Source organism: Pseudomonas abietaniphila (genome assembly GCF_900100795.1).
GTDB lineage: Bacteria > Pseudomonadota > Gammaproteobacteria > Pseudomonadales > Pseudomonadaceae > Aquipseudomonas > Aquipseudomonas abietaniphila.
The window spans coordinates 427,446-452,270 of record NZ_FNCO01000001.1 but is presented as its reverse complement, the minus strand read 5'-3'; the positions used below and the strand labels follow the sequence as shown (position 1 = coordinate 452,270).

24 protein-coding genes are annotated in these 24,825 nt (G+C 59.9%); 10 read left to right on the top strand and 14 right to left on the bottom strand.

Annotated features, from left to right (window positions below; genetic code table 11):
• Positions 1-16: 16 nt before the first annotated feature.
• From BLS87_RS01790 to BLS87_RS01765, 6 genes are all read left to right on the top strand, one after another.
• Entirely contained in the window at positions 17-1,300 is a 1,284-nt protein-coding gene (locus BLS87_RS01790) for an NAD(P)/FAD-dependent oxidoreductase (RefSeq protein WP_074749683.1), read from the top strand.
• Between the two features lie 390 nt (positions 1,301-1,690).
• A complete protein-coding gene (locus BLS87_RS01785) occupies positions 1,691-2,011 on the top strand; it encodes a YXWGXW repeat-containing protein (protein WP_074749682.1) in 321 nt (106 codons plus the stop codon).
• Positions 2,012-2,117: 106 nt separating this feature from the next.
• Positions 2,118-2,726, top strand: coding sequence for an RNA polymerase sigma factor (locus BLS87_RS01780; protein WP_074749681.1), 609 nt, complete (start codon positions 2,118-2,120; stop codon positions 2,724-2,726).
• Positions 2,723-3,157, top strand: coding sequence for a hypothetical protein (locus BLS87_RS01775; RefSeq protein ID WP_074749680.1), 435 nt, complete (start codon positions 2,723-2,725; stop codon positions 3,155-3,157). The genes BLS87_RS01780 and BLS87_RS01775 overlap by 4 nt, the downstream gene beginning before the upstream one ends.
• Positions 3,154-3,627: a periplasmic heavy metal sensor gene (locus tag BLS87_RS01770; protein ID WP_074749679.1), complete on the top strand. Its 474-nt coding sequence runs from the start codon at positions 3,154-3,156 to the stop codon at positions 3,625-3,627. The genes BLS87_RS01775 and BLS87_RS01770 overlap by 4 nt, the downstream gene beginning before the upstream one ends.
• 88 nt (positions 3,628-3,715) lie before the next feature.
• Positions 3,716-3,928, top strand: a complete 213-nt coding sequence (locus BLS87_RS01765; protein ID WP_074749678.1) for a YXWGXW repeat-containing protein — start codon at positions 3,716-3,718, stop codon at positions 3,926-3,928.
• Between the two features lie 9 nt (positions 3,929-3,937).
• Here the strand turns inward: BLS87_RS01765 and BLS87_RS01760 are convergent, their stop codons facing one another.
• The 4 genes from BLS87_RS01760 to BLS87_RS01745 form a co-directional block, all read right to left on the bottom strand.
• A complete protein-coding gene (locus BLS87_RS01760) occupies positions 3,938-4,657 on the bottom strand; it encodes a tellurite resistance TerB family protein (protein WP_074749677.1) in 720 nt (239 codons plus the stop codon).
• Between the two features lie 271 nt (positions 4,658-4,928).
• Entirely contained in the window at positions 4,929-5,669 is a 741-nt protein-coding gene (locus tag BLS87_RS01755) for an S-methyl-5'-thioinosine phosphorylase (RefSeq protein ID WP_074749676.1), read from the bottom strand.
• A gap of 9 nt (positions 5,670-5,678) precedes the next feature.
• Positions 5,679-6,677 (bottom strand): beta-N-acetylhexosaminidase, encoded by a 999-nt coding sequence (nagZ, locus tag BLS87_RS01750; protein WP_208605130.1) that lies wholly within the window; start codon positions 6,675-6,677, stop codon positions 5,679-5,681.
• 111 nt (positions 6,678-6,788) lie between these two features.
• Positions 6,789-7,499: a TetR/AcrR family transcriptional regulator gene (locus BLS87_RS01745; protein ID WP_074749674.1), complete on the bottom strand. Its 711-nt coding sequence runs from the start codon at positions 7,497-7,499 to the stop codon at positions 6,789-6,791.
• A 251-nt stretch (positions 7,500-7,750) separates the two neighbouring features.
• Between BLS87_RS01745 and lexA the strand changes: the two genes are divergently transcribed.
• Complete coding sequence (gene lexA / locus BLS87_RS01740; protein ID WP_062382291.1) at positions 7,751-8,359, top strand: transcriptional repressor LexA; 609 nt, start codon at positions 7,751-7,753, stop codon at positions 8,357-8,359.
• A gap of 11 nt (positions 8,360-8,370) precedes the next feature.
• Positions 8,371-8,874, top strand: coding sequence for an SOS-induced cell division inhibitor SulA (gene sulA, locus BLS87_RS01735; protein WP_074749673.1), 504 nt, complete (start codon positions 8,371-8,373; stop codon positions 8,872-8,874).
• Between the two features lie 114 nt (positions 8,875-8,988).
• Here sulA and BLS87_RS01730 read toward each other — a convergent pair whose 3' ends face one another.
• The 7 genes from BLS87_RS01730 to BLS87_RS01700 all read right to left on the bottom strand — a co-directional run bounded on the left by BLS87_RS01730 (position 8,989) and on the right by BLS87_RS01700 (position 17,380).
• On the bottom strand, positions 8,989-9,225 hold the full coding sequence (locus BLS87_RS01730) for a hypothetical protein (protein ID WP_062382289.1): 237 nt from the start codon (positions 9,223-9,225) through the stop codon (positions 8,989-8,991).
• A gap of 75 nt (positions 9,226-9,300) precedes the next feature.
• Positions 9,301-9,822, bottom strand: a complete 522-nt coding sequence (locus BLS87_RS01725) for a DUF6586 family protein (protein ID WP_074749672.1) — start codon at positions 9,820-9,822, stop codon at positions 9,301-9,303.
• Between the two features lie 139 nt (positions 9,823-9,961).
• Entirely contained in the window at positions 9,962-12,565 is a 2,604-nt protein-coding gene (gene topA, locus BLS87_RS01720) for a type I DNA topoisomerase (protein WP_074749671.1), read from the bottom strand.
• Positions 12,566-12,674: 109 nt separating this feature from the next.
• Positions 12,675-12,911 carry a DUF1653 domain-containing protein gene (locus BLS87_RS01715; protein ID WP_074749670.1) on the bottom strand — a complete coding sequence of 79 codons (237 nt, stop codon included), beginning with the start codon at positions 12,909-12,911 and terminating at the stop codon, positions 12,675-12,677.
• 103 nt (positions 12,912-13,014) lie between these two features.
• The gene (gene fadA / locus BLS87_RS01710; RefSeq protein ID WP_074749669.1) at positions 13,015-14,190 is read right to left on the bottom strand and encodes an acetyl-CoA C-acyltransferase FadA; all 1,176 of its coding nucleotides are present in this window, start codon (positions 14,188-14,190) and stop codon (positions 13,015-13,017) included.
• A gap of 23 nt (positions 14,191-14,213) precedes the next feature.
• Positions 14,214-16,361: a fatty acid oxidation complex subunit alpha FadB gene (gene fadB / locus BLS87_RS01705; protein ID WP_074749668.1), complete on the bottom strand. Its 2,148-nt coding sequence runs from the start codon at positions 16,359-16,361 to the stop codon at positions 14,214-14,216.
• Between the two features lie 581 nt (positions 16,362-16,942).
• Positions 16,943-17,380 carry a hypothetical protein gene (locus BLS87_RS01700; RefSeq protein ID WP_074749667.1) on the bottom strand — a complete coding sequence of 146 codons (438 nt, stop codon included), beginning with the start codon at positions 17,378-17,380 and terminating at the stop codon, positions 16,943-16,945.
• A gap of 110 nt (positions 17,381-17,490) precedes the next feature.
• On the opposite strand from BLS87_RS01700, the gene BLS87_RS01695 reads away from it, so the two are divergent.
• Complete coding sequence (locus BLS87_RS01695) at positions 17,491-17,934, top strand: universal stress protein (protein WP_074749666.1); 444 nt, start codon at positions 17,491-17,493, stop codon at positions 17,932-17,934.
• Between the two features lie 69 nt (positions 17,935-18,003).
• Here the strand turns inward: BLS87_RS01695 and BLS87_RS01690 are convergent, their stop codons facing one another.
• A complete protein-coding gene (locus BLS87_RS01690) occupies positions 18,004-19,923 on the bottom strand; it encodes an ATP-binding cassette domain-containing protein (RefSeq protein WP_074749665.1) in 1,920 nt (639 codons plus the stop codon).
• 213 nt (positions 19,924-20,136) lie between these two features.
• Between BLS87_RS01690 and BLS87_RS01685 the strand changes: the two genes are divergently transcribed.
• Positions 20,137-22,065 carry a transglycosylase SLT domain-containing protein gene (locus BLS87_RS01685; protein ID WP_074749664.1) on the top strand — a complete coding sequence of 643 codons (1,929 nt, stop codon included), beginning with the start codon at positions 20,137-20,139 and terminating at the stop codon, positions 22,063-22,065.
• 560 nt (positions 22,066-22,625) lie between these two features.
• On the opposite strand, the gene BLS87_RS01680 is transcribed toward BLS87_RS01685, so the two are convergent.
• Together BLS87_RS01680 and BLS87_RS01675 are read right to left on the bottom strand one after the other, a co-directional pair.
• Positions 22,626-23,435 (bottom strand): MOSC domain-containing protein, encoded by an 810-nt coding sequence (locus BLS87_RS01680; RefSeq protein ID WP_074749663.1) that lies wholly within the window; start codon positions 23,433-23,435, stop codon positions 22,626-22,628.
• Positions 23,436-23,558: 123 nt separating this feature from the next.
• Entirely contained in the window at positions 23,559-24,485 is a 927-nt protein-coding gene (locus BLS87_RS01675; protein ID WP_074749662.1) for a chemotaxis protein CheV, read from the bottom strand.
• Positions 24,486-24,825: the final 340 nt, after the last annotated feature.

Below are 24,825 nucleotides of genomic sequence, written 5' to 3'. Positions count from 1 at the left end.
CTGACGAGTATCGGACATGACAGCACGAAGTAATTCCTACTACACCGCAACCCTGAATCAGGAAACGGACTACCCGACGCTGCACGGCCAGCATCAGGTCGACGTGGTGATCATCGGCGGCGGTTTCACCGGGGTCGCCACGGCGGTGGAACTGGCGGAGCAAGGCCTGAAGGTCGCTATTGTCGAAAGCCACAAGATCGGCTGGGGAGCGACGGGACGCAATGGAGGACAGGTGACCGGCAGCCTCTCGGGCGACGACGCCATGCGCAAGCAGATGCGCAAAACCCTGGGCAACGACGTCGACGACTTCATCTGGCAACTGCGCTGGCGGGGACACGAGATCATTCGCCGTCGCGTCGAAAAATACGCCATCGCCTGCGACCTGCGACACGGCCACCTCCACGCTGCCTACAAACCCGGCCACATGAACGGCCTCAAGCACGACCATGACGAAGCGGTGCGTCGAGGCATGGGGGACGAGGTCACCCTGCTCGACCGCAGCCAGGTGCGGGACATCCTGCAAACCGACCTTTACTACGGCGCGATCAAGAACACCCGCAACCTGCACCTGCACCCGCTCAACCTGTGCATTGGCGAAGCCCGGGCAGCAGAAGGACTGGGCGCACTGATCTTCGAGAACAGCGAAGTCGTGCAGATCGTTCACGGTGACCGGCCCGCTGTCATCACGGCCCACGGGCGCATCGACGCGAAACAGGTGATGCTGGCAGGCGACGTCTACCACCGCCTGGAGCCCGGAAAACTCAAGGGCAAGATCTTTCCGGCCATGGGCGGCATCGTGACCACCGCCCCTCTGGGCACGCTCGCGACCGAGCTCAACCCGGAAAACCTCGCGGTGTACGACTGCCGTTTCGTGCTCGACTACTACCGGATGACGGCCGACGGAAGGCTATTGTTCGGGGGCGGTGCCAACTACAGCGGCAAGGATTCACGGGACATCGCCGCTGAACTGCGCCCGTGCATCGAACGCACGTTCCCGGCCCTGAAAGGCGTGGCCATCGACTATCAGTGGAGTTGCGCGATGGGCATCGTGATCAACCGGATCCCGCAGCTCGGCAAGCTGTCGGACAACGTCTGGTACTGCCAGGGTTACTCGGGGCACGGCATCGCGACCACCCATATCATGGGCGAGATCATGAGCCGGGCGATCACAGGCCATCTGGAGCAATTCGACACGTTTGCCGCGTGCCAGCACATTCGCGTGCCGATGGGCGATGTCCTCGGCAACCCAATGCTGGCGGCGGGTATGTGGTACTACCAGATGCTTGAACGGCTGCGCTGAGACCCTGAAACGGGAGCCGGGCGATCAGCCCGGCTGCGCAATCAACGTCAAACGTCAACGACTCTCGACCGCGTCATAGCGCCAACAGCAATGGCGATGACCCGGCAGGATGATACAGCCTCCGAGGCTCAGAATAAGGGCGCAGAGGGCGAGCAGTTTCAGGGATCGGGACATGGACATTTTCCTCTCATAGATCGCGGGCGGCTGTCAGCCAACGGGACCCGCCGGCGTCAGCGTTATCCATTGAACGGAACAACCCGACAGCATCCGTCGTTACGAACGCACCCTTTTTTTTTAAAAAAAATGGCGTTTCCCGCGACGGACATCGGCGCGTCCTGCGTTAAACCCTTAGCTGCACTCACTTTCGCGTGCAGGCATCAAGGAGTTGTCATGAGAGTCCCACCATCTCTGGCGAAATTACGCTATGCCCTGATCATCCCGCTGGCCTTCGCGGCGTTGGCCAGCACACCGGTCTATGCAAGGACCGAGGTCATCATTCAGCAAGCCCCTCCACCCGTGCGCATGGAGCCCATCCCGGGCGCTCGTCCCGGTTATGCATGGGACCGTGGACACTGGCGCTGGCAAGGCCGGGGTTATGCCTGGGTTCCGGGTCACTGGCAGCCGGTGCGGCGTAATGCCCGCTGGGAGCCCGGACACTGGGAGGCGCGAGGTCCTAACTGGTACTGGATAGAAGGTCGCTGGGTGCGCTGAACCAATGGCGGGATTGTGGTCTGTAGTTACAGGATATTTCAGCCCACTTTCCCGCCAGCCCTCAATCGGATCTGGCTGCCCAGTGACCGGACCGAGACACGCCCTATTGAAAGACACTGATCCGGACATCGAATTGTTGGCCCGCGTCGGCAACAACGACCCGGAGGCCGTAAAAGAAATGGTGTCGCGCAAGTTGCCCCGCTTGCTCGCGCTGGCCAGCAGATTGTTGGGCGACGCCGAAGAAGCGCGTGACATCGCCCAGGAAAGTTTTCTGCGGGTCTGGAAAAACGCGTCCAGTTGGCGCAGTGGCCAAGCCCGATTCGATACGTGGCTGCACCGCGTAGCGCTGAACCTGTGTTACGACCGCTTGCGCAGTCGCCGAGAGCGGCCGCTGAATGCCGTCGCCCTGGAAGACGAACAGCTGATCGAAGCGATCGACAGCTCGCCGTCGCCCGAAGAGCAGTTACAGGATCAGACGCAAAGCACACAGTTGGCCGCGGCGCTGGCCGCATTGCCGGAACGTCAACGTGAGGCCATCGTGCTGCAGTACTACCAGGAGCTGTCGAACATCGAAGCGGCGGCGCTCATGGAGGTCAGTGTCGAGGCACTGGAAAGCCTGCTCTCGCGAGCAAGGCGAAACCTGCGCCGCTATTTAGCTGAATCGGACCGCGTCGAATCAGCCGGAACGGTCACACCAGGGAGAGGAAAGCGATGACGCCCGAACGTTTTGCCCATCTGGCCGATGCCTACGGCGCCGACCTCAAACACTGGCCCGAAGCCGAACGCGAAGACGCACGCAATCTGATCGCGAGCGGTAATACACGCGTGCTTGGCGCACTGGACCAGGCGGCCTGGCTCGATCAGCGACTGGATACCCATCAGGCGGCACAACCGGATGTACGGCTGATTCAACAGGTCGTCGCCTCGGCATTTGCAGTCGAGCGCCCCGCTTTGCGGTCGCGTTTTTCAAACTGGCTGCCGCGTCTCGGCTTCGTCGGCGCGGGCGTGGCGGGCATCGCTGCCGGCATGCTGGTGGCCTCCCTCAGCCTGCCGCTGACCGGCACGCCCGATGTGCTTCCAAGCATTTTCGATCATGGCGATGCCGACCTGATGCTGAGCCTGGATGCCGAGGAGAGCGAGCAATGATTCAATCGTCCAAGCGCTTGAAAACCCTGCTGGTGGCGTCGCTGCTGCTCAATGTCTTCCTCATCGGGGGCGTGGTCGGCGGGCTTTATCAATGGTCCAGCCATCAGCGCACGACAGGAACGGTGGTGCAGCACGGCTTACGCCAGACACTCGCGCAACTGCCCGAGGCGCAGCGGCATCAACTGCGGCGAATGCTGCGTGAAACCCGCTTGAAAAATAAGCCGCTGATCGTTGCCAGTCGTCAGGCGCATCTGGACGTCATTCATCGCCTCCAAGCCCCGACGCTGGATCGCGATGCGCTGGACGTCGACCTGGACCGCGCGCGCACCGCTGACATCACCTTACGCACACGGGTCGATGCCACGCTGGCGGATTTTGCCGCCAGCCTGCCTGCGGATGAGCGAAAGACGCTGGCCGAAGCGATCGCCTCGCGCCGCCACAATAACACCCCAAAGGTGATGAACGACTGAACGTGGGCGACGGATTTTGCCCACAGCCGCGTTAAACCCTTGTACGCCTCATCCCTCTGGCCGAGGCAGGATGAAACAAGGATTACTTATGCTGCGAATCACCAAGGCTGTATTGATCGCCACGGCGGTGACGATCTCGTTGTCAGGTTGCGTTATCGAACGCCCTCATCCACGCCGACCACCACCGCCTGTCGAAGTGGTTCCGGTCATGCCCGCCCCCGGGGCGCAATGGGTTGGCGGACACTATCGATGGGGCGGTAACCAATGGCTGTGGGTGCCGGGCCACTGGCGCAGAATCTAAGGCGAACCCTCAGGCTGCAGTCCCCTTGGCCTGTTGCTCAAGATGGACCTGCAGTTGCGGGTCTATCTGTAACGCAGCGGCCAACTCATCCAGATAATGACGCTCGGCGTCCTGTTGATCGTCCACCAGCAGGACGCTTGCCAGGTACATTTCTGCCGCCATGCCCGGCTCATTTTTCGCTGACTGCGCGACCTCGGTGGCGTCGAGCGGTTTGGCGACCTCATTGTCCAGCCACTGCTGCAGTCCAGGATCGTCCGTGTGCTGAGCGATTTCTTTGCTGATCATCGCCCTTTCCTGGTCATCGATCTCCCCATCCGCTTTCGCGGCGGCAATCAATGCGCGCAGGATCGCGTGACTGTGATCCTCCGCCTCCGGGCCGGCCAACTGATCCACCGTCCGCGGCGCTTGTTGTGGCGCTGAGGCCTGTTGCCGCTGCCAGGCCTGGTACGCCTGGAACGCCATCATCCCCAATGACGCCAGCATCGCGTAATTCGTACCGCCCTGGCGCGCCGGCGCATTTCGCCCAAGACCGCCGCTCGCGGCTCCACCCCCTAACAAACCACCGAGCAGGCCACCGAGCCCTCCCGCGCCGGCGCCGGATCCACCGCCGCCCAACAAACCACCGAGCAAACCACCCAAACCGCCTTGCCCTGCGGTATCGGTACGTTGCTGCGTCGCGGATCCCTGACTCGCGCGCAAGAGTTGTTCCAGCAAATCACTGGTGTTCATGACTCTGTCCTCATCCAATAAGCGTACGCCGAATTCCAACGATAGCCCCCGGACGGTGGAGAGCCATGACCGTCTGGCCGACATTGACACATCACCTGCGGCCGCAGGCCCGCCACGGGCAAACGCACTGCGCGCCAGCATCGGCGAGTTTTCGCTCAACGAAGGAAAGAGGGCATGCTAAAGCCGGATCAACGCCCGGCAGACAACTGCGCTCACAGCGAACGCACAGGATGGCAGGCACCGATTGCCGGTGCCTGTCGTTACCTCCTGATCAAGCAGCGCTGAGCACCCGCGCCAACGTCGCCTTGACCTTGCCAATGCCGTCGTGCAGCGCCTGCTCGATTTCAGCCATGGTGATCACGGCCGAAGATTTACCCGCGGCCGGATTCACCACCAGCGCCAGACACGCATAGTCCAGCTCCAGCTCTCGGGCCAAGGCGGCCTCCGGCATGCCGGTCATGCCGACGATGTCGCAGCCGTCACGCTCCAGACGAACGATCTCCGCCACCGTTTCCAGACGCGGACCCTGGGTGCACGCATAGACGCCGAAATCGCTGAACGCGCACCCTTCTGCCGCCAGCGCTGCAATCAGACGCGCGCGCAACGGCTCGCTATAGGGATAACTGAAGTCAATGTGCGTGACCTGCTCCAGATCGTCCGCAAAAAAGGTGTGTTCGCGCCCGCTGGTGTAGTCCACCAGATCATGGGGAACGCAGAAATGTCCTGTGCCCATGTCAGGGTGAATGCCCCCAACCGCGTTGACCGCCAGAATGGCTTGCGCGCCTGCCTGCTTCAAAGCCCAGATATTGGCGCGGTAGTTGACCTTGTGCGGCGGAAAACGATGCGGATGGCCGTGACGTGCAAGAAACATCACCTCGCGTCCGGAGTACTCGCCCACCTGAATGTCACCCGACGGAGCGCCATAGGGGGTGTTCATTGGCAGTGACTGCCGAATGGTCAGACCGTCCAGTTGCGTCAGGCCAGTGCCGCCGATAATCGCGTAAACAGTCATGGCAAATCCTTAATCGATCAGTTGAGCGGAGCGCAAAGCGCCCAGCGCCGCCAGCCAGCGAGGATGCTGACGGTATTCGGTGGTGACCAGGCCCTGGCCGCGCATGCGAGCGAGGCGCGCAGGTACGCTGAGCTTCATCCGTTGCGCAGCGCTCAAGGCCAGCTCCGCCGCCAAGCGATCGTTGCACACCAGCCCCATGTCGCAACCTGCCGTCAAAGCCGCTTCGATCCTGCTGGCCGCATCACCGACCACGTGAGCACCGGCCATGGACAGGTCGTCACTGAAGATCACACCGTCGAAGCCCAACTCCCCGCGCAAGATGTCTTGCAGCCAAAGGCGCGAAAAGCCTGCGGGTTGCGAATCGACTTGCGGGTAGATGACATGCGCGGGCATCACGGCCGCCAACTGCCTGCTCAAACGCGCGAAGGGCACCAGGTCGTTGGCGCGAATGGTTTCCAGGCTGCGCTCGTCATTGGGAATGGCCACATGGGAGTCCGCCTCGGCCCAGCCATGACCTGGAAAATGCTTGCCGGTGGCCGCCATGCCCGCATCGTTCATGCCACGAATAAATGCACCTGCCAACAACGCCGCACGTTCTGGATCGCCTTCGAATGAACGGCTACCGACCACGGCGCTGCGTTGGTAATCCAGATCCAGGACCGGCGCAAAGCTCAGGTCCAGGCCAACCGCCAGCACCTCAGTGGCCATCAACCAGCCACATTGCTCGGCCAGAAACTCGGCATTCGGGTTGTCCGCGATCGCACGCATGGCGGGCAAACGCACGAAACCCTGACGCAGGCGCTGAACGCGACCGCCCTCCTGATCCACCGCGAGCAGCAGGTCGGGACGAATGGCGCGAATGGACGCGCTCAGCTCGCGGACCTGCCGAGGGCTTTCGATATTTCGCGCGAAAATAATCAGGCCGCCCACTTCGGGCTGACGCAGAAACTGACGGTCTTCGGATGTCAGCCAGGTACCGGCGATATCCACCATCAGGGAGCCTTGCAGGCCAGAACTCATATGAAGATCCTTCAACAACCGTTGCTCAGTGCGGCATGGTGAGGGATCGACGGGTGCGATGCAAATGCTCGCACCCTCGACGTGGCAGCAAGCCCAGGATCAGACTTTTGCAGGGGCTGGTGCGGCGCTTTTGCTGCGTGGCTTGAGCTGGGCGCTGATCATCGCAGCGTCAGTGACACCGGTTTCGGCACGCATACCAGCGGCAAGGAACGGCACCATCAGCCTCATGACCTGTTCGATGGAGGTGTTGACACCAAAATCGGTTTCCGCGATGGCGCGCAGGGCCTTGATGCCGGACATGCTGAACGCTGCGGCACCCAGCATGAAATGCACGCGCCAGAACAGTTCGATCGGGGGAATACGCGGTGCGGCTTCATTGACCAGCAGCATGTAACGGCGAAAAACCTTGCCGTACATGTCTTCCAGATAACGCCGCAAATGGCCCTGACTCTGACTGAACGCCAGCCCCAGCAAGCGCATGAAAATAGACAAATCATTGCCGCTTCGAGGCTGCACGACCAGCGCCTGCTCGACGAGCATATCAAGCAGCTCTTCAAGTGTCGGCTTGTGCTCGGGCCTTGCCTGACGACGTTCCAGCTCTTTATCGAGGCTGGCGCAGAAAGGCCCGAGAAACCGCGAGAACACGGCTTGAATCAGCGCCTTCTTCGAACCGAAATGGTAGTTGACCGCTGCAAGGTTCACGGAGGCCTTGCTGGTGATGAGCCGCAACGACGTTTCGGCAAAACCCTTTTCCGCGAACAGCTGCTCCGCAGCATCGAGAATTCGTTCAACTGTTTCCGACTGAGCCATGGTTAATCGCCTGACAAACACTTGTTTGAAACATACGTTTCAGTCGGCGCGCTGTCAACCCTGGCTGTTCGCTTTCTGCCTGATCAGTCACGCCATTTAATCATACAAACCGGGGCGTTGAGACACTCTCTCCCGCCGACGTAACGGCTCTGAGGAACAGCCGTCAGGCCCGACCACTGAAATGGAGGATTGCCAAGACGCAATCACTGTATATAATCCCAGTCACTGTATAAAAAGCCAGAGCGATGCACATGATCAAACTGACGTCACGCCAAGCCGAGATTCTGGACTTCATCAAACGCTGCCTTGAAGACAACGGCTACCCGCCCACCCGCGCGGAGATCGCTCAGGAACTGGGGTTCAAATCACCGAACGCTGCGGAAGAACATCTCAAGGCGCTGGCCCGCAAGGGCGCGATCGAAATGACACCGGGCGCTTCGCGGGGCATCCGGATACCAGGCTTCGAAGCCAAGACCGAAGAAAGCGGCCTCCCCATCATCGGCCGTGTGGCGGCGGGTGCCCCGATCCTGGCGCAGCAACATATTGAAGAGTCCCTGGCGATCAATCCCGCCTTCTTCCATCCCAGCGCCGATTACCTGTTGCGGGTTCACGGCATGAGCATGAAAGACGTCGGCATCCTCGATGGCGACCTGCTGGCGGTGCACACCACCCGTGAAGCCCGTAACGGCCAGATCGTCGTGGCGCGGATCGGTGATGAAGTCACCGTCAAACGCTTCAAGCGTGAGGGCAGCAAGGTCTGGCTGATTGCCGAGAATCCAGACTTCGCGCCCATTGAAGTCAACCTGAAAGATCAGGATCTCGTTATTGAAGGGCTGAGCGTTGGCGTCATTCGCCGCTAAGGAGAACGTTTATGCAGTTCCCACAGACACCGCAACAACATGCACAACTGCCGCTGTTCGAAGCATTCATGGCACCCAGCCTGCCCATGCTCGACGTTCCGCGGCTTCAGGTACCGGTATTGGACGACATCGTCGAATCGCCCTGGAGCAACGAACCCGAAGTCTTCAGTGAATTGTCATTGCGCGGCGCCGCCGGAAACTGCCTGAACCTGCTTGCGCCGATTCTGCGCGACCTGAGCCAGGACACAAATGATCGCTGGCTCACCCTGATCGCACCTCCAGCCAGCGTGACGCAAGCGTGGCTTCGCGACGCAGGACTAAACCGGGAGCGCATTATCATGATGCAGCCACGGGGCACGCAAAGCGCGCTGGAACTGACTCGCGAGGCCTTGCGTCTGGGCCGCAGCCACACCGTGGTGAGCTGGATCAACCCCATCTCCAGCCACGCACGCCAGCAACTGGTCAGCGCAGCGCGAAGCGGGAGCGCACAAAGCCTGAACATTCGTCTGGGCTGAAACGCCTCAACGGACGCACGGGACAGGTAAGGGAATATCCCGGGCTTCTTTATCGCAAAGAAGCCGGCTGGTAGACATGCGACGATGCCGATCCTGAACAGGAGCGACGCAGAATCAATGCAGGACCCGAGGCCCCTCTTCTTCTTTGCTCAACTCGCCTTCGGCCAGGCGGCCGGCCATCTGCACGCCAACGCTGAGCATCGCCTTGGCGACTTCAACGTGTTGACCCTGCAGAAATGCCTTGGCGTCCTCGGAAAAATTCAAGGTCACGAGGGACCCTTCATCCTCGGCGCGGCGCAGCTCGATGCGACCGTCAGGCAGTTCAACGATTTCCAGAAAAGAGGTTGGCATCAGGACAGTTCTCCACGAAAGGCGGGCATTGTAACAGCCTGATGACTCATGCCCTAGCCCATCGATCATTCTGTCTCAGCACTCACTCAACCCTTCACGAAAGCGGATGGCGAGCCCCTTGAGCTGCTGACGCCAGCTTTCCATCTCCTCGCGGGTCAACACAGGCTCTGCTGATTCGTCGCCACCGACGGCAATGATCAACGGCTGAGTGACATCGCCTTTCGGTTTTTTCGGGGCACGAGGCGGCTGAAACAATGCGTTGTAGGATGCCAGCAATTGCGCCAGCCAGGTTTCGCGCTGCTGTGCCAGTTCAACCAGCTCACCCATTTCAGGAATGGCGATGGCCTCCAGCACCTGCGGCGTCAGGAGGTCCTCGGCGCGCGGGGAGTTGGCCTGCGGCAGGCGATAGAAGCCCGCAATTTCGTGGCACAGCCCCAACAATGCGCCGTACAGATGAAACACTGCCGACTCCCGCTCGGCTTGCTCCAGCCCCTGTGCGTTCATGGCCCGGCTTTCTTTGGCCTTGGCCATGGATTCCAGCGCGAGTCCTGCGAAGAAAATCTTCTGATTGGTGCGGGTATAGAGTTCGTGAGCCATGACGACGGCCTCCACATCAATGAAATTTGAACGAGTAAGCCAGGGTCAAAAAAATCCCTCGGCGCACTGTGCACGCCGAGGGATCTTTTAACGCAAAGCGCGAAGGCTCGCCAGTCTGACGGGAATCAGGCGGGCTCGATCAACGCTTGTCTTCGACCTTCCAGGTGCCGCCGTCGTAGAACGCGCGCCAGCCTGTCGGCTTGCCGTCCACTTCGGTCTGCACATATTGCTCCTTGGACTTGCGGCTGTAACGGATCACTGCCGGACGGCCATCTGGATCTTTCTTCGGCGCTTCGCACAGGAAGTGGTACTTCGGATCGATCTCGTCCTTGTGCGGCACGATTTCCAACACCAGTGGCGCACGGGTCTCGCGATTTTTCGGGAACTGGCTGGCTGCCAGGAACAGGCCCGAAGCGCCGTCACGAAGGATGTAGGTGTCGTCCACCTTCTCACACTTGAGCTCCGGCATTTTAACCGGGTCCATCTTGGGCGGCGCCGCTTCACCGCTCTTCAGCAGCTTACGTGTGTTCTTGCAGTTGGTGCAGCCGAAGAACTTGCCGAAACGGCCGGTCTTGAGCTGCATCTCGCCGCCACACTTGTCGCATTCGACGCTCGGGCCTTCATAGCCCTTGATGCGGTAGGTGCCTTCTTCGATCTCGTAACCGGTGCAGTCCGGGTTGTTACCGCAGATGTGCAGTTTGTGCTTCTCATCCAGCAGGTAAGCATCCATGGCGGTGCTGCACACCGGGCAACGGTGCTTGCCGCGCAGAACGCGGGATTCCGACTCACCCTCGTCGTCCTCGGCAATTTCATCGCCCGGCGTCAGGTTGACAGTGGCCTTGCAGCGCTCTTTCGGCGGCAGGCTGTAGCCCGAGCAACCGAGGAACACGCCCGTCGATGCGGTACGAATCTGCATCGGCCGTCCGCACACCTTGCACGGGATATCCGTCATGACCGGCTGGTTGGCGCGCATGCCGCTGTCGGCAGCCTCGGCCACTTCCAGTTTTTTCTTGAAGTCGCCGTAGAACTCGTCGAGCACGTTCTTCCAGTCACGCTCGCCTTGCGCCACGTCGTCGAGGTTCTCTTCCATGCCGGCGGTGAAGCCGTAGTCCATCAGGTTCGAGAAACTCTCGGACAGACGCTCCGTGACGATGTCACCCATCTTTTCCGAATAGAAGCGACGGTTGTGAAGCGCCACATAACCGCGATCCTGAATGGTCGAGATGATCGCCGCGTAGGTCGACGGGCGACCGATACCGCGCTTTTCCATCTCCTTGACCAGGCTCGCTTCGGAGTAACGCGCGGGCGGCTTGGTGAAGTGCTGACTCGGGTCGAGCTTGATCAGCTTCAGGGTGTCGCCCTGGGCCATGTCCGGCAACACGTCGTCATCGCCAGGCTTGCTCATCTGAGGCAGCACACGGGTGTAACCGTCGAACTTGAGGATACGACCCTTGGCACGCAGCTCGAACTGACCCGCGGCCACGCTCACAGTGGTCGACAGGTATTGCGCCGGTGGCATCTGACAGGCCACGAACTGACGCCAGATCAGCTCATACAGGCGCTCAGCGTCACGCTCCATGCCCGTCAGCTTGCTCGGGTGGGTATTGACGTCGGAAGGACGAATCGCTTCGTGAGCCTCCTGAGCGCCTTCTTTGCTGCTGTACACGTTCGGCGATTCAGGCAGGTACTTTTTGCCGAATTCGGTTTCGATGTACGTGCGCGCCATCGCCACAGCGTCGGCCGACAGGTTCGTCGAGTCCGTACGCATGTAGGTGATGTAACCCGCTTCGTACAGACGCTGGGCCATCATCATGGTTTTCTTCACGCCGTAGCCAAGACGATTGCTCGCCGCCTGCTGCAACGTGGAGGTGATAAACGGTGCCGACGGCTTGCTGCTGGTCGGTTTGTCTTCACGCTTGGCGATGCTGTAAGCAGAAGACTTGAGCTTCTCCAGTGCCGCCATGGCCTGCGCTTCGTTCAGCGGCTTGAAGGCTTCGCCGTTCTCGCGCGCCACTTCGAAACGCACGTTGGCGCCCTTGGCGGTGCCCAGATCGGCATGAATTTCCCAATACTCTTCCGGGATGAAGGCGCGTATCTCACGCTCGCGCTCCACCACCAGCTTCACGGCAACGGACTGCACGCGACCTGCCGACAGGCCCCGGGCGATCTTTTGCCACAACAGCGGCGAGACCATATACCCCACGACGCGGTCGAGGAAGCGGCGCGCCTGCTGAGCATTGACGCGGTCGATGTCCAGCTCGCCCGGCTTGGAGAAGGCCTCCTGGATGGCTTTCTTGGTGATCTCGTTGAACACCACGCGCTTGTAACGATCGTCGTCACCACCAATGGCTTCGCGCAGGTGCCAGGCAATGGCTTCCCCTTCGCGGTCCAAGTCCGTCGCGAGATAGATGGTGTCGGCATCCTTCGCCAACCGGCGCAACTCGTCGATCACCTTCTCTTTGCCGGGAAGGATCTCGTACTTGGCTTTCCAGCCATGCTCCGGATCGACGCCCATACGCGCCACGAGCTGGCGCTTGGCCTTTTCCTTGGGCGACAGGGCAGGCGCTTCAGACGCGGTTTTGCCGCGCTTGGCAGCAGGCTCTTTGGCGGCGCTCGCCGAACCGCTGGTGGGCAGGTCTCGGATATGGCCGATACTCGACTTCACCACGTACTGGCTGCCCAGGTACTTGTTGATGGTCTTGGCCTTAGCCGGGGATTCCACAATGACCAGCGATTTGCCCATGGATCGGAAAATTCCTAATGCGAGAAAAAAGACGTTGGAGCCGTCGAGGCCCCGCTATATATAGTGGCTACAAGGTGAGGTCAAGCAGAGGCTACTGCAAGGTCTCGCCTTACGACCTTGAAAAAAGGTCAGGTTCGGCCTGGACCAAAGCAAAGCGCGGCACGTGCTCGCCGTCAACCTCAACCGATTCCAGAAACATGCTCAAAGGGCGTACCCACAGGCCGAATTCGCCGTACAGCGCCTGATAGAACACCACTTCCTCTTCCGTCTCGGAATGCTTGGCGACACCGAAAACACGGTACTCGGGGCCTTTGTAGTGGCGATAGAGACCTGGCTGTAACTGCATGGTGCGGACCTCAGGGACTGACGCGAAAAAAAACTTTCAAAAAACATTTCTCGAGAAAAACAAAAGCCGGGGCACTAGGCCCCGGCTCGCACACTCAGACCGGTTAAACGCGTTCGAACACGGTAGAGATGCCTTGGCCAAGGCCAATACACATGGTGGCAACACCCAGGGTGCCACCCTTCTGCTTCATGACATTGAGCAACGTGCCGGAAATACGCGCTCCCGAGCAACCGAACGGGTGACCCAAAGCGATAGCGCCGCCGTGCAGGTTAACCTTCTGGTCCATCTTGTCGAGCACTTTCAGATCTTTCAGTACAGGCAGCGCCTGTGCAGCGAAGGCTTCGTTGAGCTCGAAATAGTCGATGTCAGCAATGCTCAGACCCGCGCGCTTGAGGGCTTTCTGAGTCGCCGGCACCGGTCCGTAACCCATGATCGCAGGGTCGACACCGGCGACAGCCATGGAGCGGATCACCGCCATCGGCTGAATGCCCAGGTCCATCGCACGCTGACCGGACATGACGATCATGCACGAGGCGCCGTCAGTGATCTGCGAGGACGTACCCGCCGTCACGGTACCACCTTTTGGATTGAAGGCAGGCTTGAGGGCCGCCAGACTTTCCAGCGTGGTTTCAGGACGAATGGTCTCGTCGAAGTCATACATCTTCAGGAAGCCGTTCTCGTCATACCCTTGCATCGGGATGATTTCGTCCTTGAAGTTGCCTTCAACGGTCGCGTGGTGCGCCAGACGGTGCGAACGCACGCCGAACGCATCCTGTGCTTCACGGGTGATGCCGTGCATCTTGCCGAGCATTTCCGCTGTCAGCCCCATCATGCCCGAGGCTTTCGCTGCATACAGCGACATATGCGGGTTGGGATCGACGCCGTGCATCATGCCGACGTGGCCCATGTGCTCGACACCGCCGATGACGAAGACGTCACCGTTGTTGCTCATGATCGCCTGAGCCGCCGTGTGCAGCGCACTCATGGACGAACCACACAGGCGGCTGACCGTCTGCGCAGCGGAGGTGTGCGGGATCTGGGTCATCAGCGACGCCATGCGCGCAATGTTCCAGCCCTGCTCAAGGGTCTGGTTGACGCAACCCCAGATCACGTCTTCGACTTCCGCCGGATCGACTTTGCTGTTGCGTTCCAGCAGTTTGCTGATCAGGTGCGCCGACATGTCTTCAGCGCGGGTATTGCGGTGCATGCCACCCTTGGAGCGGCCCATCGGGGTGCGACCGAAGTCGACAATCACGACGTCTCTCGGATTCAAGCTCATATTTTCACCTGTTCGTTGGGCACTTAGCCGAAGAAGCGCTGGCCGGTCTTGGCCATTTCGCGCAGCTTCGCAGTGGGGTGGTACAAAGCGCCCAGATCAGCGTATTGGTCAGCCAGGGCAACGAATTCAGCGACACCGATCGAATCGATGTAGCGCAGCGCACCGCCACGGAACGGAGGGAAACCGATACCGTAGATCAGGCCCATGTCAGCCTCGGCCGCGGTGTCGACGATGCCGTCTTCCAGGCAACGCACGGTTTCCAGGCACAGCGGGATCATCATCCAGTTGATGATGTCTTCGTCAGTGACTTCACGCTGCTCGTAGACGATCGGCTTGAGCACTTCCAGCACGGAAGCGTCGACGACCTTCTTCGGCTTGCCTTTCTTGTCGGTCTCGTAGACGTAGAAGCCTTTGCCGTTCTTCTGACCGAGGCGGTTGGCCTCGTAGAGCGCGTCAACCGCGGAGCGACGGTCGTCTTTCATGCGATCCGGGAAACCTTCGGCCATCACGTCACGGCCGTGGTGGCCGGTGTCGATGCCGACGACGTCCATCAGGTAAGCAGGGCCCATCGGCCAGCCGAACTTCTCCATCACCTTGTCGATGCGCACGAAATCAACGCCGGCGCTGACCAGCTTGGCGAAACCGCCGAAGTACGGGAACAGAATACGGTTGACCAGAAAGCCCGGGCAGTCGTTGACCACGATCGGGTTCTTGCCCATCTTCTTGGCGTAGGCCACCGTAGTCGCCACCGCGACTTCGCTGGACTTCTCGCCACGGATGACTTCAACCAGCGGCATCATGTGCACCGGGTTGAAGAAGTGCATGCCGACGAAGTTTTCAGGGCGCTTGAGGGCTTTCGCCAGCAGGCTGATGGAGATCGTCGACGTGTTGGACGCCAGAATGGTGCCCTCGGCGACCTGACCTTCCACTTCGGACAACACCGCTTGTTTGACCTTCGGGTTCTCGACCACCGCTTCGACCACCAGATCGACATGGCCGAAATCGCCGTAGGACAGCGTTGGACGAATCGCATTCAGCGCTTCAGCCATCTTCGCAGGGGTGAGGCGGCCCTTCTCTACGCGCTTACCGAGCAACTTCGACGCTTCGTTCAGGCCCAGTTCAATGGCCTCTTCACGAATGTCCTTCATCAGGATCGGCGTGCCTTTGACAGCCGACTGGTAAGCGATGCCGCCGCCCATGATGCCGGCGCCCAGTACGGCTGCCTGCTTCACGTCCTTGGCGACTTCGTCGTAGATCTTGGCTTTCTTCTTCAGTTCCTGATCGTTGAGGAACAGACCGATCAGACTCTCGGCGGCCGATGTCTTGGCCATTTTGACGAAGCCGGCGGCCTCGACTTCCAGCGCTTTGTCACGACCAAAGTTCGCGGCTTTCTGGATGGTCTTGATCGCTTCGACCGGGGCCGGGTAGTTCGGACCTGCCTGGCCGGCAACGAAACCCTTGGCGGTTTCGAAGGCCATCATCTGCTCGATGGCGTTCAGTTTCAGCTTCTCCAGTTTCGGCTGGCGCTTGGCCTTGAAGTCGAACTCGCCCGAAATGGCGCGTTTGATCAGGTCCAGTGCCGCTTCCTGAAGCTTCTCTGGCGCGACAACAGCGTCCACGGCGCCCACTTTCAGGGCGTCTTCGGCACGATTGTCCTTGCCGGAGGCAATCCACTCGACCGCGTTATCGACGCCAATCAGACGCGGCAGGCGGACGGTGCCACCAAAGCCGGGGTAGATCCCCAACTTGACCTCAGGCAGACCGATCTTGGCAGTCGCAGACATGACCCGGAAGTCGGCTGCCAGGCACATTTCCAGGCCGCCACCCAGCGCGATGCCATTGATGGCAGCGAGGGTTGGCACGTTCAGGTCTTCGAAGTCACTGAAGATCTTGTTCGCTTCAAGGTTTCCGGCAACCAGCTCGGCGTCCGGCAGCTTGAAGTTATCGACGAATTCGGTGATGTCGGCGCCGACGATGAAAACGTCCTTGCCGCTGGTGATGATAACGCCCTTGACTGAGCCGTCGGCCTTGATGGCATCGACAGCCTGACGCAGGTCGTTGAGGGTGAGGCGATTGAACTTGTTGACGGACTCACCCTTGAGGTCGAATTTCAATTCGACGATGCCACTTTCAAGAGCCTTAACCGTGATGGCTTTACCTTCGTAAATCATCAACTGATCTCCACAATATGGAAGCTGAACAATACGCGTCAGACGCTGAAATCCGGCGAAAAACACGACGTTTCCGTCGACGTACACACCAAACGCCAGGCACCCCGTCGACGCGATTCGGGCGTCTGTAAGAGCGTTCCTACGGCAAACACTCAATTCATACGCCCGTTTGATTTGGGTGCGCCTACCTTCGGCCATATTCCAGCAATTGTCAATTCACTCAACAGCGGACAAAACCGGCAAAACACAGGTAAAAGACACAGCTGATCAACCGACATTCATCGAAATGATCACGTTGAGTGATGAGGCTGGTGAATAAACACAGGAAGCGACGACTGGTGGGCGTTTCTTGAAAAATGATTGAATCCGCAGCAGACAAACGCACCATTAAGGTCTACATTCAGCGCACTGCGCATCAAGACGGGTCGTTTTTCACAAGCATGTGAAACGAATTCGGACTTTGTATGCGGCATTGCACCGCAAAGCGCCACGAATTATCGGCCTGCCTGGCCAACCCCCAGCCCGATGTTGTTATCGGGCTTTTTAATGCCCACGATTTGGCCAGGCGCCCCAACTTGAGGTCATGCCAAGGCCTTGATCACAGCAGAAATGCGATGCAACACTTCCGTTTCGCCCCGCTCCCCCCAATACAGTGCAATCAGCTGCTTGCCCGCCTCGACCTTATAGACATCGGGCGGCAGCGTCAGCAAGTGCGGCAGCACACGTGCATCTTCACAGGGCTCGCGCCACTGATTCACCCAGTTTCCGGGCGTCGTCTGCCAGTACATCCACGTATCCGGTTCACGTGCTCGCCGAGGCCGGTGATATTGCGCACAGGGGCTCGGCGGCTCGACGGGCAGCCAGTGCGGCCAGTCCTGAGGGATCAACTGCATCGCCAGCCCCCTACGCCGCGCCTCCATGCGCATGGCCATCCGGCCACTCTGGGAGCGGGATGGACGCAGCCACACCAATGGACTCAAAACCACCGCAACGATTGACAGCACTATCCACACCGTCATATCTGTATGCCCCCGCTGCGGGGAGCAGCGGACAAAACGTAAAGGCTTGCCATGAGGCGCGTGAAAAAAGCCATAATCAAAACCATCGCAAACCTCAGAAGGAACATCCCATGTCCTATAAACATATTCTGGTAGCCGTGGACCTCACTGAAGAGTGCGACCCCGTTATCAAGAAGGCTATCGGCCTGGCCATCGGCAGCGAAGCCAAGTTGTCGCTGGTGCACATCGTGGAGCCGATGGCCATGGCCTTTGGTGGCGATGTACCGATGGACCTGTCGCAACTGCAACAACAGCAGTTCGATCAGGCCAAGGAAAAGCTGGCAGCCCTCAAGCTGAAATACCCCGATGTGCACACCGGCGACAGCCACCTGACCTACGGCCAGCCTCGGCAGGAAATCCACAACCTGGCCAAGGAGCACAACGTCGACCTGATCGTCGTAGGCAGCCACGGCCGTCACGGCCTTTCGCTACTGCTTGGCTCTACCGCCAACGACGTACTGCACGGCGCGCCTTGCGACGTCCTGGCCGTGCGCCTGGTCAAACGCACGGAGTAATCGCTCCCTCAAACAAAAGCCCGAACCCTTGAAGGGGCTCGGGCTTTTTTGTTGCGAGGTGTCAGCGGGTTACTCGTCCAGTTCAGCCCATCGCTCAACCAGCGCTTCCAGTTCGCTGTTCATCTGCTCAAGGGACGCAAGCACCTTGGTCGTCTCTGCGGCAGGACGCTGATAGAAAGCAGGATCAGCGATTTCCGCCTCAACGGACGCGATCTGCTGTTCCTTGGCATCGATCTCGCCAGGCAAAGCCTCCAGCTCACGCTGCAGCTTGTAGCTGAGCTTCTTCTTCGCAACAGGTGCGGTTTCAGGCGCAGGCGCCGGAGCGGCGACCGGCTCGACAATCGCCGAGTTCAGGTCGGCCTTGCCGGATTTGCTTTCGGTGACGCCCAGCAGACGCGGCGAACCGCCCTGACGCAACCAGTCCTGGTAACCACCGACGAACTCACGCACCTTGCCCTCGCCTTCGAAGACCAGCGTGCTGGTGACGACGTTGTCGAGGAATGCCCGGTCGTGACTGACCATCAGTACCGTGCCCTTGAAGGTCAACAGCACCTCTTCGAGCAGCTCCAGCGTTTCGACGTCCAGGTCGTTGGTGGGTTCGTCGAGGACCAGCAGGTTGGCAGGTTTACTGAACAGCTTGGCCAGCAGCAAACGCGCACGCTCACCACCCGACAGCGCCTTGACCGGCGTCCGCGCACGTTGCGGGCTGAACAGGAAATCACCGAGGTAACTGAGCACGTGGCGGCTCTGACCGTCGATGTCGATGAAGTCGCGACCTTCCGCGACGTTGTCGATCACGGTCTTTTCCAGATCAAGCTGGTGACGCAACTGGTCGAAATAAGCGACGTCCAGACGCGTGCCGACTTCCACCGAGCCGCTGGTGGGCTGGAGGTTGTCCAGCATCAGCTTGAGCAAGGTGGTCTTGCCGGTACCGTTGGCGCCCAGCAGACCAATGCGGTCTTCGCGCTGCAGCACCATCGAAAAATCCTTGATCAACATCGGACCGCCCGGGTGCGCGAAGCTGACGTTATCCAGGACCATGACCTGCTTGCCGGACTTGTCGGCGGTGTCCAGCTGGATATTGGCCTTGCCGGTGCGCTCACGACGCTCGCTGCGCTCTACGCGTAATGCCTTGAGGGCGCGCACACGACCTTCGTTGCGGGTGCGACGGGCCTTGATGCCCTGGCGAATCCACACTTCTTCCTGGGCCAGACGCTTGTCGAATAACGCATTCGCGGTTTCTTCGGCGGCGAGCATCGCTTCCTTGTGCACCAGGAAGCTGGCGTAGTCGCCGTTCCAGTCGATCAGACCGCCACGGTCCAGCTCGAGAATGCGGGTCGCGAGGTTCTGCAGGAAAGACCGGTCGTGCGTGATGAACAGCACGGCACCCTGGAATTCCTTGAGCGCCTCTTCCAGCCAGGCAATCGCGCCGATATCCAGGTGGTTGGTCGGTTCGTCGAGCAGCAGCAAATCAGGTTCGGACACCAGTGCCTGCGCCAGCAGGACACGACGACGCCAGCCACCGGACAGCTCGGCAAGGGTCTTGTCGGCAGGCAGTTGCAGGCGGCTGAGGGTACTGTCGACGAGTTGCTGCAGGCGCCAGCCGTCACGGGCTTCGAGGTCCGACTGAACGTGCATCAGCTTGTCGAGGTCTTCGGCGGTGACGATGTTCTGGCTCAGGTGATGGTATTCGGCAAGCAAGGCACCCACGCCGTCCAGGCCTTCCGCCACAACGTCGAACACGGTGCGACCATCGGCCACGGGCAATTCCTGGGGCAATTCGCCGATTTTCAGGCCGGGTGCGCGCCAGACGCTGCCGTCATCGGGCAATTGCACGCCCTTGACCAGCTTCAGCATGCTGGATTTACCGGTGCCGTTACGACCGATGATGCAGACCCGCTCTCCACGGGCGATCTGCCAGGACACCTTGTCCAACAACGGCATGGCGCCGAACGCAAGGGACACATCGGTGAATTTGAGCAGGGTCATGAGCTTCTCCAAAAACCGGGCGCGCATTCTACCTGAGATAGCGCAAGGATTGGGCGGGATTCGATGACGGGTTGAGAATCCCAAGCCCACCACCTGCTTCAACTGCAAGTATTTGTTTCCTTACCCCCCTCGCCCACACCTTCGCGCTTCAACCCGCGCTGGCAAAAGGCTAAGCTAACGGCACTTTTCACGGTTCATCTGCACGGAAGTCTCATGCGCAGTCGTTTGTTCAGCCTTTTGTCCTGCCTGCTTCTGTCGGCCACCGCCGCCCAGTCCGTCCAAGCGGTCGATATCACCACCCAACGTCAATATTACGATCAAGCCAAGCGCGCGCTGGCCAAAGGCGATGCAGGCCCGTATCGCATGTACGGCGCAGCGCTGGCGGACTATCCGCTCGAACCTTATCTCGCGTACGACGAACTGACGGCTCGTCTGAATACCGCGAGCAACGACGAAGTCGAGAAATTTCTTGCCGATCATGGCGATCTTCCGCAGGCCAACTTCATGAAGTTGCGCTGGTTGCGCCTGCTGGCCTCACGAGGCGACTGGCAACCATTCGTCAAGTATTACGACCCCAAACTCAACTTCGTGGAGCTCGACTGCCTCTACGGGTCTTATCAGCTCAGCCATAATCTGCGGTCGGAGGGCTACGCCAACGCCGAAAAGACCTGGATGACGGGCAAGACCCTGCCAACGGCCTGCGACACTTTCTTCACGCAGTGGGCCGTGGAAGGCCAACTGACTGAACAGAAGCGCTGGCAACGCGCCAAGCTGGCGGCGCAGGCGCGCAACTACGCACTGGCCAATCAACTGGTCAACAGCATGACCACCCTGGCGCCCCAGGGCCGTTTGCTGATCGCCGTGGCGCAGAAGCCGGAGATGGTCAACAACCAGGGCCAGTTCATGCCGGCAGACGAAGCCATGTCGGATGTCGTCGGCCTGGGCCTGAGACGCCTGGCCAAACAAGACCCCCAACGCGCGATGGAGCTGCTGGACAGCTACTCCCCTGTCTTGCACTTTTCCCATGAAGAGCAAGTGCAGATCGCCAAGGAAATCGGCCTGACGCTGGCGCGCAGCTACGATGGTCGCGCCCTGGAGGTGATGACCAAATACGACCCTGACCTGCGCGACAACACGGTGACTGAATGGCGTCTGCGTCTGTTGCTGCGCCTGGGTCGCTGGAACGATGCGTACGAACTCACCCGACGCCTGCCTCAGGATCTGGCCACGACCAACCGCTGGCGCTACTGGCAGGCCCGTGCTCTGGAGTTATCCCAACCCAACAACCCGCAACTGCCGGCGCTGTACCGGACGGTTTCGAAAGAGCGCGACTTCTATGGCTTCCTTGCCGCCGACCGCATTCAGACCCCGTACATGCTCAACAACAAGCCATTGATGCTGAGCCAGGCAACGATCAATAAGGTCCGCAATACGCCGGGCGTGCGTCGGGCCCTGGAGTTCTACGAGCGTGGCGAGGTGGTCAACGGGCGCCGCGAGTGGTACCACGTCACCCGCCGCTTCACCCGCGACGAAATGGTCGCCCAGGCCAAACTCGCCTACGACATGCACTGGTACTTCCCGGCCATTCGCACCATCAGCCAGGCGCAATACTGGGACGACCTCGACATCCGGTTCCCCATGGCGCATCGCGACACCCTGGTGCGTGAAGCACAGATCCGCGGCCTGCATTCCAGCTGGGTGTTCGCCATTACCCGCCAGGAAAGCGCCTTCATGGACGATGCCCGGTCAGGCGTCGGTGCCAGCGGCCTGATGCAACTGATGCCCGCTACCGCCAAGGAGACGGCACGCAAGTTCAGCATCCCGCTGGCCTCCCCGGCGCAGGTGCTGGATCCGGACAAGAACATTCAGTTGGGTGCGGCTTATCTGAGTCAGGTGCATGCTCAGTTCAACGGCAACCGGGTGCTCGCGTCAGCGGCGTACAACGCAGGTCCGGGCCGTGTGCGGCAGTGGCTCAGAGGCGCGAATCATTTGTCGTTCGATGTGTGGGTCGAGAGCATTCCGTTCGACGAGACGCGTCAGTATGTGCAGAACGTGTTGTCGTATGCAGTGATCTATGGCCAGAAGCTGAATGCGCCGCAGCCTCTGGTGGATTGGCACGAGCGGTTTTTTGATGACTTTTGAGCCGTAACGGCTTGATAAAAGGGGCCGATCACGTCAGCGTGATCGGCCCCTTTTTTATCGGCTGGCTGGGGCTGGTTTCGTGTGAATACCCCATTACTCTGGCCGCGCAGATACGGTTTGGCCTGCACCCAAGTCGCGGTTTGTGGTGTTTGAGCCATTAATGTAGAAGAGCAACATCAAAAGCAACAGACACGAAACTCTCAGGTTGACGTGGTCTCTGTAGGAGCGCGCTTGCTCTGGGCCGCACTCGGACGGTCTACCGCGCAGCGGTAGCAAAACCAGGCAACTCGATTCTGCCTGACACTCCGCATCCACAGGTCTTGCTGCCGGTTCCCGGCAGATCGCGGGCAAGCGCGCTCCTACAATTTGGGGCGGTGTGCGGGCGCTTGATGATCGAATCAAGAAAGCGAAGAGCGTTAGCTCCAGCCCGCCTTGCTCCAGTACTCAATAGTCCAGTCACCACAAACCGCGACTTGGGTGCAGGCTGAACGCAGGCCACGGGTTTAAACCGAAATCCCGCGCCAAAGAACACACCTGCGCGTCATTCGCACAACGCAACATCACTCCAGCACTTCAACCTCCATCCCAACCTCCACCACACCGGGCCCGTCATTTACCATGTTCTGCCCAAACCACACCTCACCCTCTTTCTCGCGGTAGGTCTTGAGCGTGCTCAGCGGTTCACGGTCTTCACTGCGCTCGCCGGTGGCCGGGTCGATCGTGGTCAGAATGCAACGGGAGCACCCTTTGAGCAGCCGAAATTCAACGTCACCAATGCGGATACGCTTCCAGCCATCTTCAGCGAACGCCTCAGCACCTTCCACCACCAGATTCGGACGAAAACGCAGCATCTCCTGAGACCGGCCGATTTTTGCGGACAGATCGTCCAGCGACGCCTGGCCGATCAACAACAACGGAAATCCGTCGGCGAACCCGACTTTGTCCTCGACCGTGCCATACCCGGATGGCAGCCAGCGCGCCCGTTCCTGGGGGATATGTACCATGCGCGTGGGCTTTCCGATGAACTCACTGACCCAGCGCGCCGCCTCGTCGCCCGCATCGGGCACACGCAAGGTGTCGCGCCAGACTGTCACACCGCGCAGGTTGGCTTCGAGATCTTCCGGCAGCGGGACGTCCAGCCCCTCGACACCTGGCGCCGACAGCGTCACACCGCCGCGACCATTCCACAGTACCGACAGTTGCGACATCTGCGGCAAGGCGCGTTGGGTGAAGAATCGACCATTGCTCTCGTCGACCAGCATCCAGCGTCGATCACCTGTCAACCCCAACGCGTCGAAGCTGGCCTGCTGCAGCGGTTCGGCCTTGCAGGATTTCAGGGGATACCGATACAGCGCACTGAGATGCATCATGAACGCGTCCTTGAAGTGATGAGCGCAAAGCCATCACTTTATACGAGGGAAAGCCTCAAGGATCGGTACAGATACAAAAAAGCCCCTCCATACAGCAAGGGGCTCGAAACGCGTGCACGTGAATCAGTGGTCGAGCATCAGACGCTCGCGAACCACATCCACCAATTTGTCCGGCTGGAATTTGGAGAGGAAGTTGTCGCAGCCGACCTTCTTCACCATCGACTCGTTGAAGCTGCCGGACAGCGACGTATGCAGGACGACGTACAGACCGCGCAGACGCGGATCGTGGCGTATTTCGGTGGTTAACCGGTAACCATCCATTTCAGGCATTTCCGCGTCGGTAAAGACCATCAGCAACTTGTCGGTCATCACCTCGCCGCTGTCGGCCCAGCCCTTGAGCATGTTCAACGCCTTGAGCCCGTCGCTGGCCACGTGCATCTTCACACCCAATTGAGACAAGGTGTCACGCAGCTGCGAAAGCGCCACGTTCGAGTCATCGACCAGCAGCACTTCACGACCACGGGCACGTTCCAGGACAGGGTCTTCCAGCTTTTCGCGGGACACCTTGGCACTGTAGGGGACGATTTCCGCCAACACCTTTTCGACGTCGATGATTTCGACCAACTGGTCGTCGACCTTGCTGATGGCCGTCAGGTAATGCTGGCGCCCTGCACTGCTGGGCGGCGGCAAGATGGCCTCCCAGTTCATGTTGACGATGCGGTCGACGCCGCCGACCAGGAACGCCTGGACCGAGCGGTTGTATTCGGTAACGATGATGGTGCTCGAAGGGCCCGGGACCAGCGGACGCATGCCGATGGCCTGAGACAGATCAATCACGGGAAGGGTTTGACCGCGCAGGTTCACCACGCCACAGACAAACGGATGCCGCTGGGGCATCAACGTCAACTTGGGCAGTTGCAGCACTTCCTGCACCTTGAATACGTTAATCGCGAACAGTTGCCGACCCGCCAGGCGGAACATGAGGATTTCCAGGCGGTTCTCACCCACCAGCTGTGTTCGTTGGTCTACTGTGTCGAGAATGCCAGCCATCTGTTGCTCCTGGAGCAGGTTCTAGTAAGTCCGCCTACCCTTTATCGGCAGAACCGGTGCAGACCTTAATGCTGATAAAAATGCCCGCCGGCACAATTGATATCACATTAACATCATGCTTTACTGACGTGCATCTAAAACACTGAAACTGCTGACGAATAGTGGCTTTTCGCCTAATCTGCAGACGGCCTCAGTGCATCCCCTAGGGGTATTCCTTAACGACAATCAGGGCAAACCTGATATTCGCGGTTTCTAATAGCCATTATTGTGACGCCATTCTCATTGAATGAATGGAGTCAGGTACGTGGTCGTGTTCGTGGAATCCCCCGATCCCCTCGTC

What these genes read in the sequence shown, in the direction of transcription:
- BLS87_RS01790 (WP_074749683.1), top strand. Translation starts at nt 17, where the DNA reads ATGACAGCACGAAGTAATTCCTACTACACCGCAACCCTGAATCAGGAA.
- BLS87_RS01785 (WP_074749682.1), top strand. Translation starts at nt 1,691, where the DNA reads ATGAGAGTCCCACCATCTCTGGCGAAATTACGCTATGCCCTGATCATC.
- BLS87_RS01775 (WP_074749680.1), top strand. Translation starts at nt 2,723, where the DNA reads ATGACGCCCGAACGTTTTGCCCATCTGGCCGATGCCTACGGCGCCGAC.
- BLS87_RS01770 (WP_074749679.1), top strand. Translation starts at nt 3,154, where the DNA reads ATGATTCAATCGTCCAAGCGCTTGAAAACCCTGCTGGTGGCGTCGCTG.
- BLS87_RS01765 (WP_074749678.1), top strand. Translation starts at nt 3,716, where the DNA reads ATGCTGCGAATCACCAAGGCTGTATTGATCGCCACGGCGGTGACGATC.
- BLS87_RS01760 (WP_074749677.1), bottom strand. Translation starts at nt 4,657, where the DNA reads ATGAACACCAGTGATTTGCTGGAACAACTCTTGCGCGCGAGTCAGGGA.
- BLS87_RS01755 (WP_074749676.1), bottom strand. Translation starts at nt 5,669, where the DNA reads ATGACTGTTTACGCGATTATCGGCGGCACTGGCCTGACGCAACTGGAC.
- BLS87_RS01745 (WP_074749674.1), bottom strand. Translation starts at nt 7,499, where the DNA reads ATGGCTCAGTCGGAAACAGTTGAACGAATTCTCGATGCTGCGGAGCAG.
- lexA (WP_062382291.1), top strand. Translation starts at nt 7,751, where the DNA reads ATGATCAAACTGACGTCACGCCAAGCCGAGATTCTGGACTTCATCAAA.
- sulA (WP_074749673.1), top strand. Translation starts at nt 8,371, where the DNA reads ATGCAGTTCCCACAGACACCGCAACAACATGCACAACTGCCGCTGTTC.
- BLS87_RS01730 (WP_062382289.1), bottom strand. Translation starts at nt 9,225, where the DNA reads ATGCCAACCTCTTTTCTGGAAATCGTTGAACTGCCTGACGGTCGCATC.
- BLS87_RS01725 (WP_074749672.1), bottom strand. Translation starts at nt 9,822, where the DNA reads ATGGCTCACGAACTCTATACCCGCACCAATCAGAAGATTTTCTTCGCA.
- topA (WP_074749671.1), bottom strand. Translation starts at nt 12,565, where the DNA reads ATGGGCAAATCGCTGGTCATTGTGGAATCCCCGGCTAAGGCCAAGACC.
- BLS87_RS01715 (WP_074749670.1), bottom strand. Translation starts at nt 12,911, where the DNA reads ATGCAGTTACAGCCAGGTCTCTATCGCCACTACAAAGGCCCCGAGTAC.
- fadA (WP_074749669.1), bottom strand. Translation starts at nt 14,190, where the DNA reads ATGAGCTTGAATCCGAGAGACGTCGTGATTGTCGACTTCGGTCGCACC.
- fadB (WP_074749668.1), bottom strand. Translation starts at nt 16,361, where the DNA reads ATGATTTACGAAGGTAAAGCCATCACGGTTAAGGCTCTTGAAAGTGGC.
- BLS87_RS01700 (WP_074749667.1), bottom strand. Translation starts at nt 17,380, where the DNA reads ATGACGGTGTGGATAGTGCTGTCAATCGTTGCGGTGGTTTTGAGTCCA.
- BLS87_RS01695 (WP_074749666.1), top strand. Translation starts at nt 17,491, where the DNA reads ATGTCCTATAAACATATTCTGGTAGCCGTGGACCTCACTGAAGAGTGC.
- BLS87_RS01690 (WP_074749665.1), bottom strand. Translation starts at nt 19,923, where the DNA reads ATGACCCTGCTCAAATTCACCGATGTGTCCCTTGCGTTCGGCGCCATG.
- BLS87_RS01685 (WP_074749664.1), top strand. Translation starts at nt 20,137, where the DNA reads ATGCGCAGTCGTTTGTTCAGCCTTTTGTCCTGCCTGCTTCTGTCGGCC.
- BLS87_RS01680 (WP_074749663.1), bottom strand. Translation starts at nt 23,435, where the DNA reads ATGATGCATCTCAGTGCGCTGTATCGGTATCCCCTGAAATCCTGCAAG.
- BLS87_RS01675 (WP_074749662.1), bottom strand. Translation starts at nt 24,485, where the DNA reads ATGGCTGGCATTCTCGACACAGTAGACCAACGAACACAGCTGGTGGGT.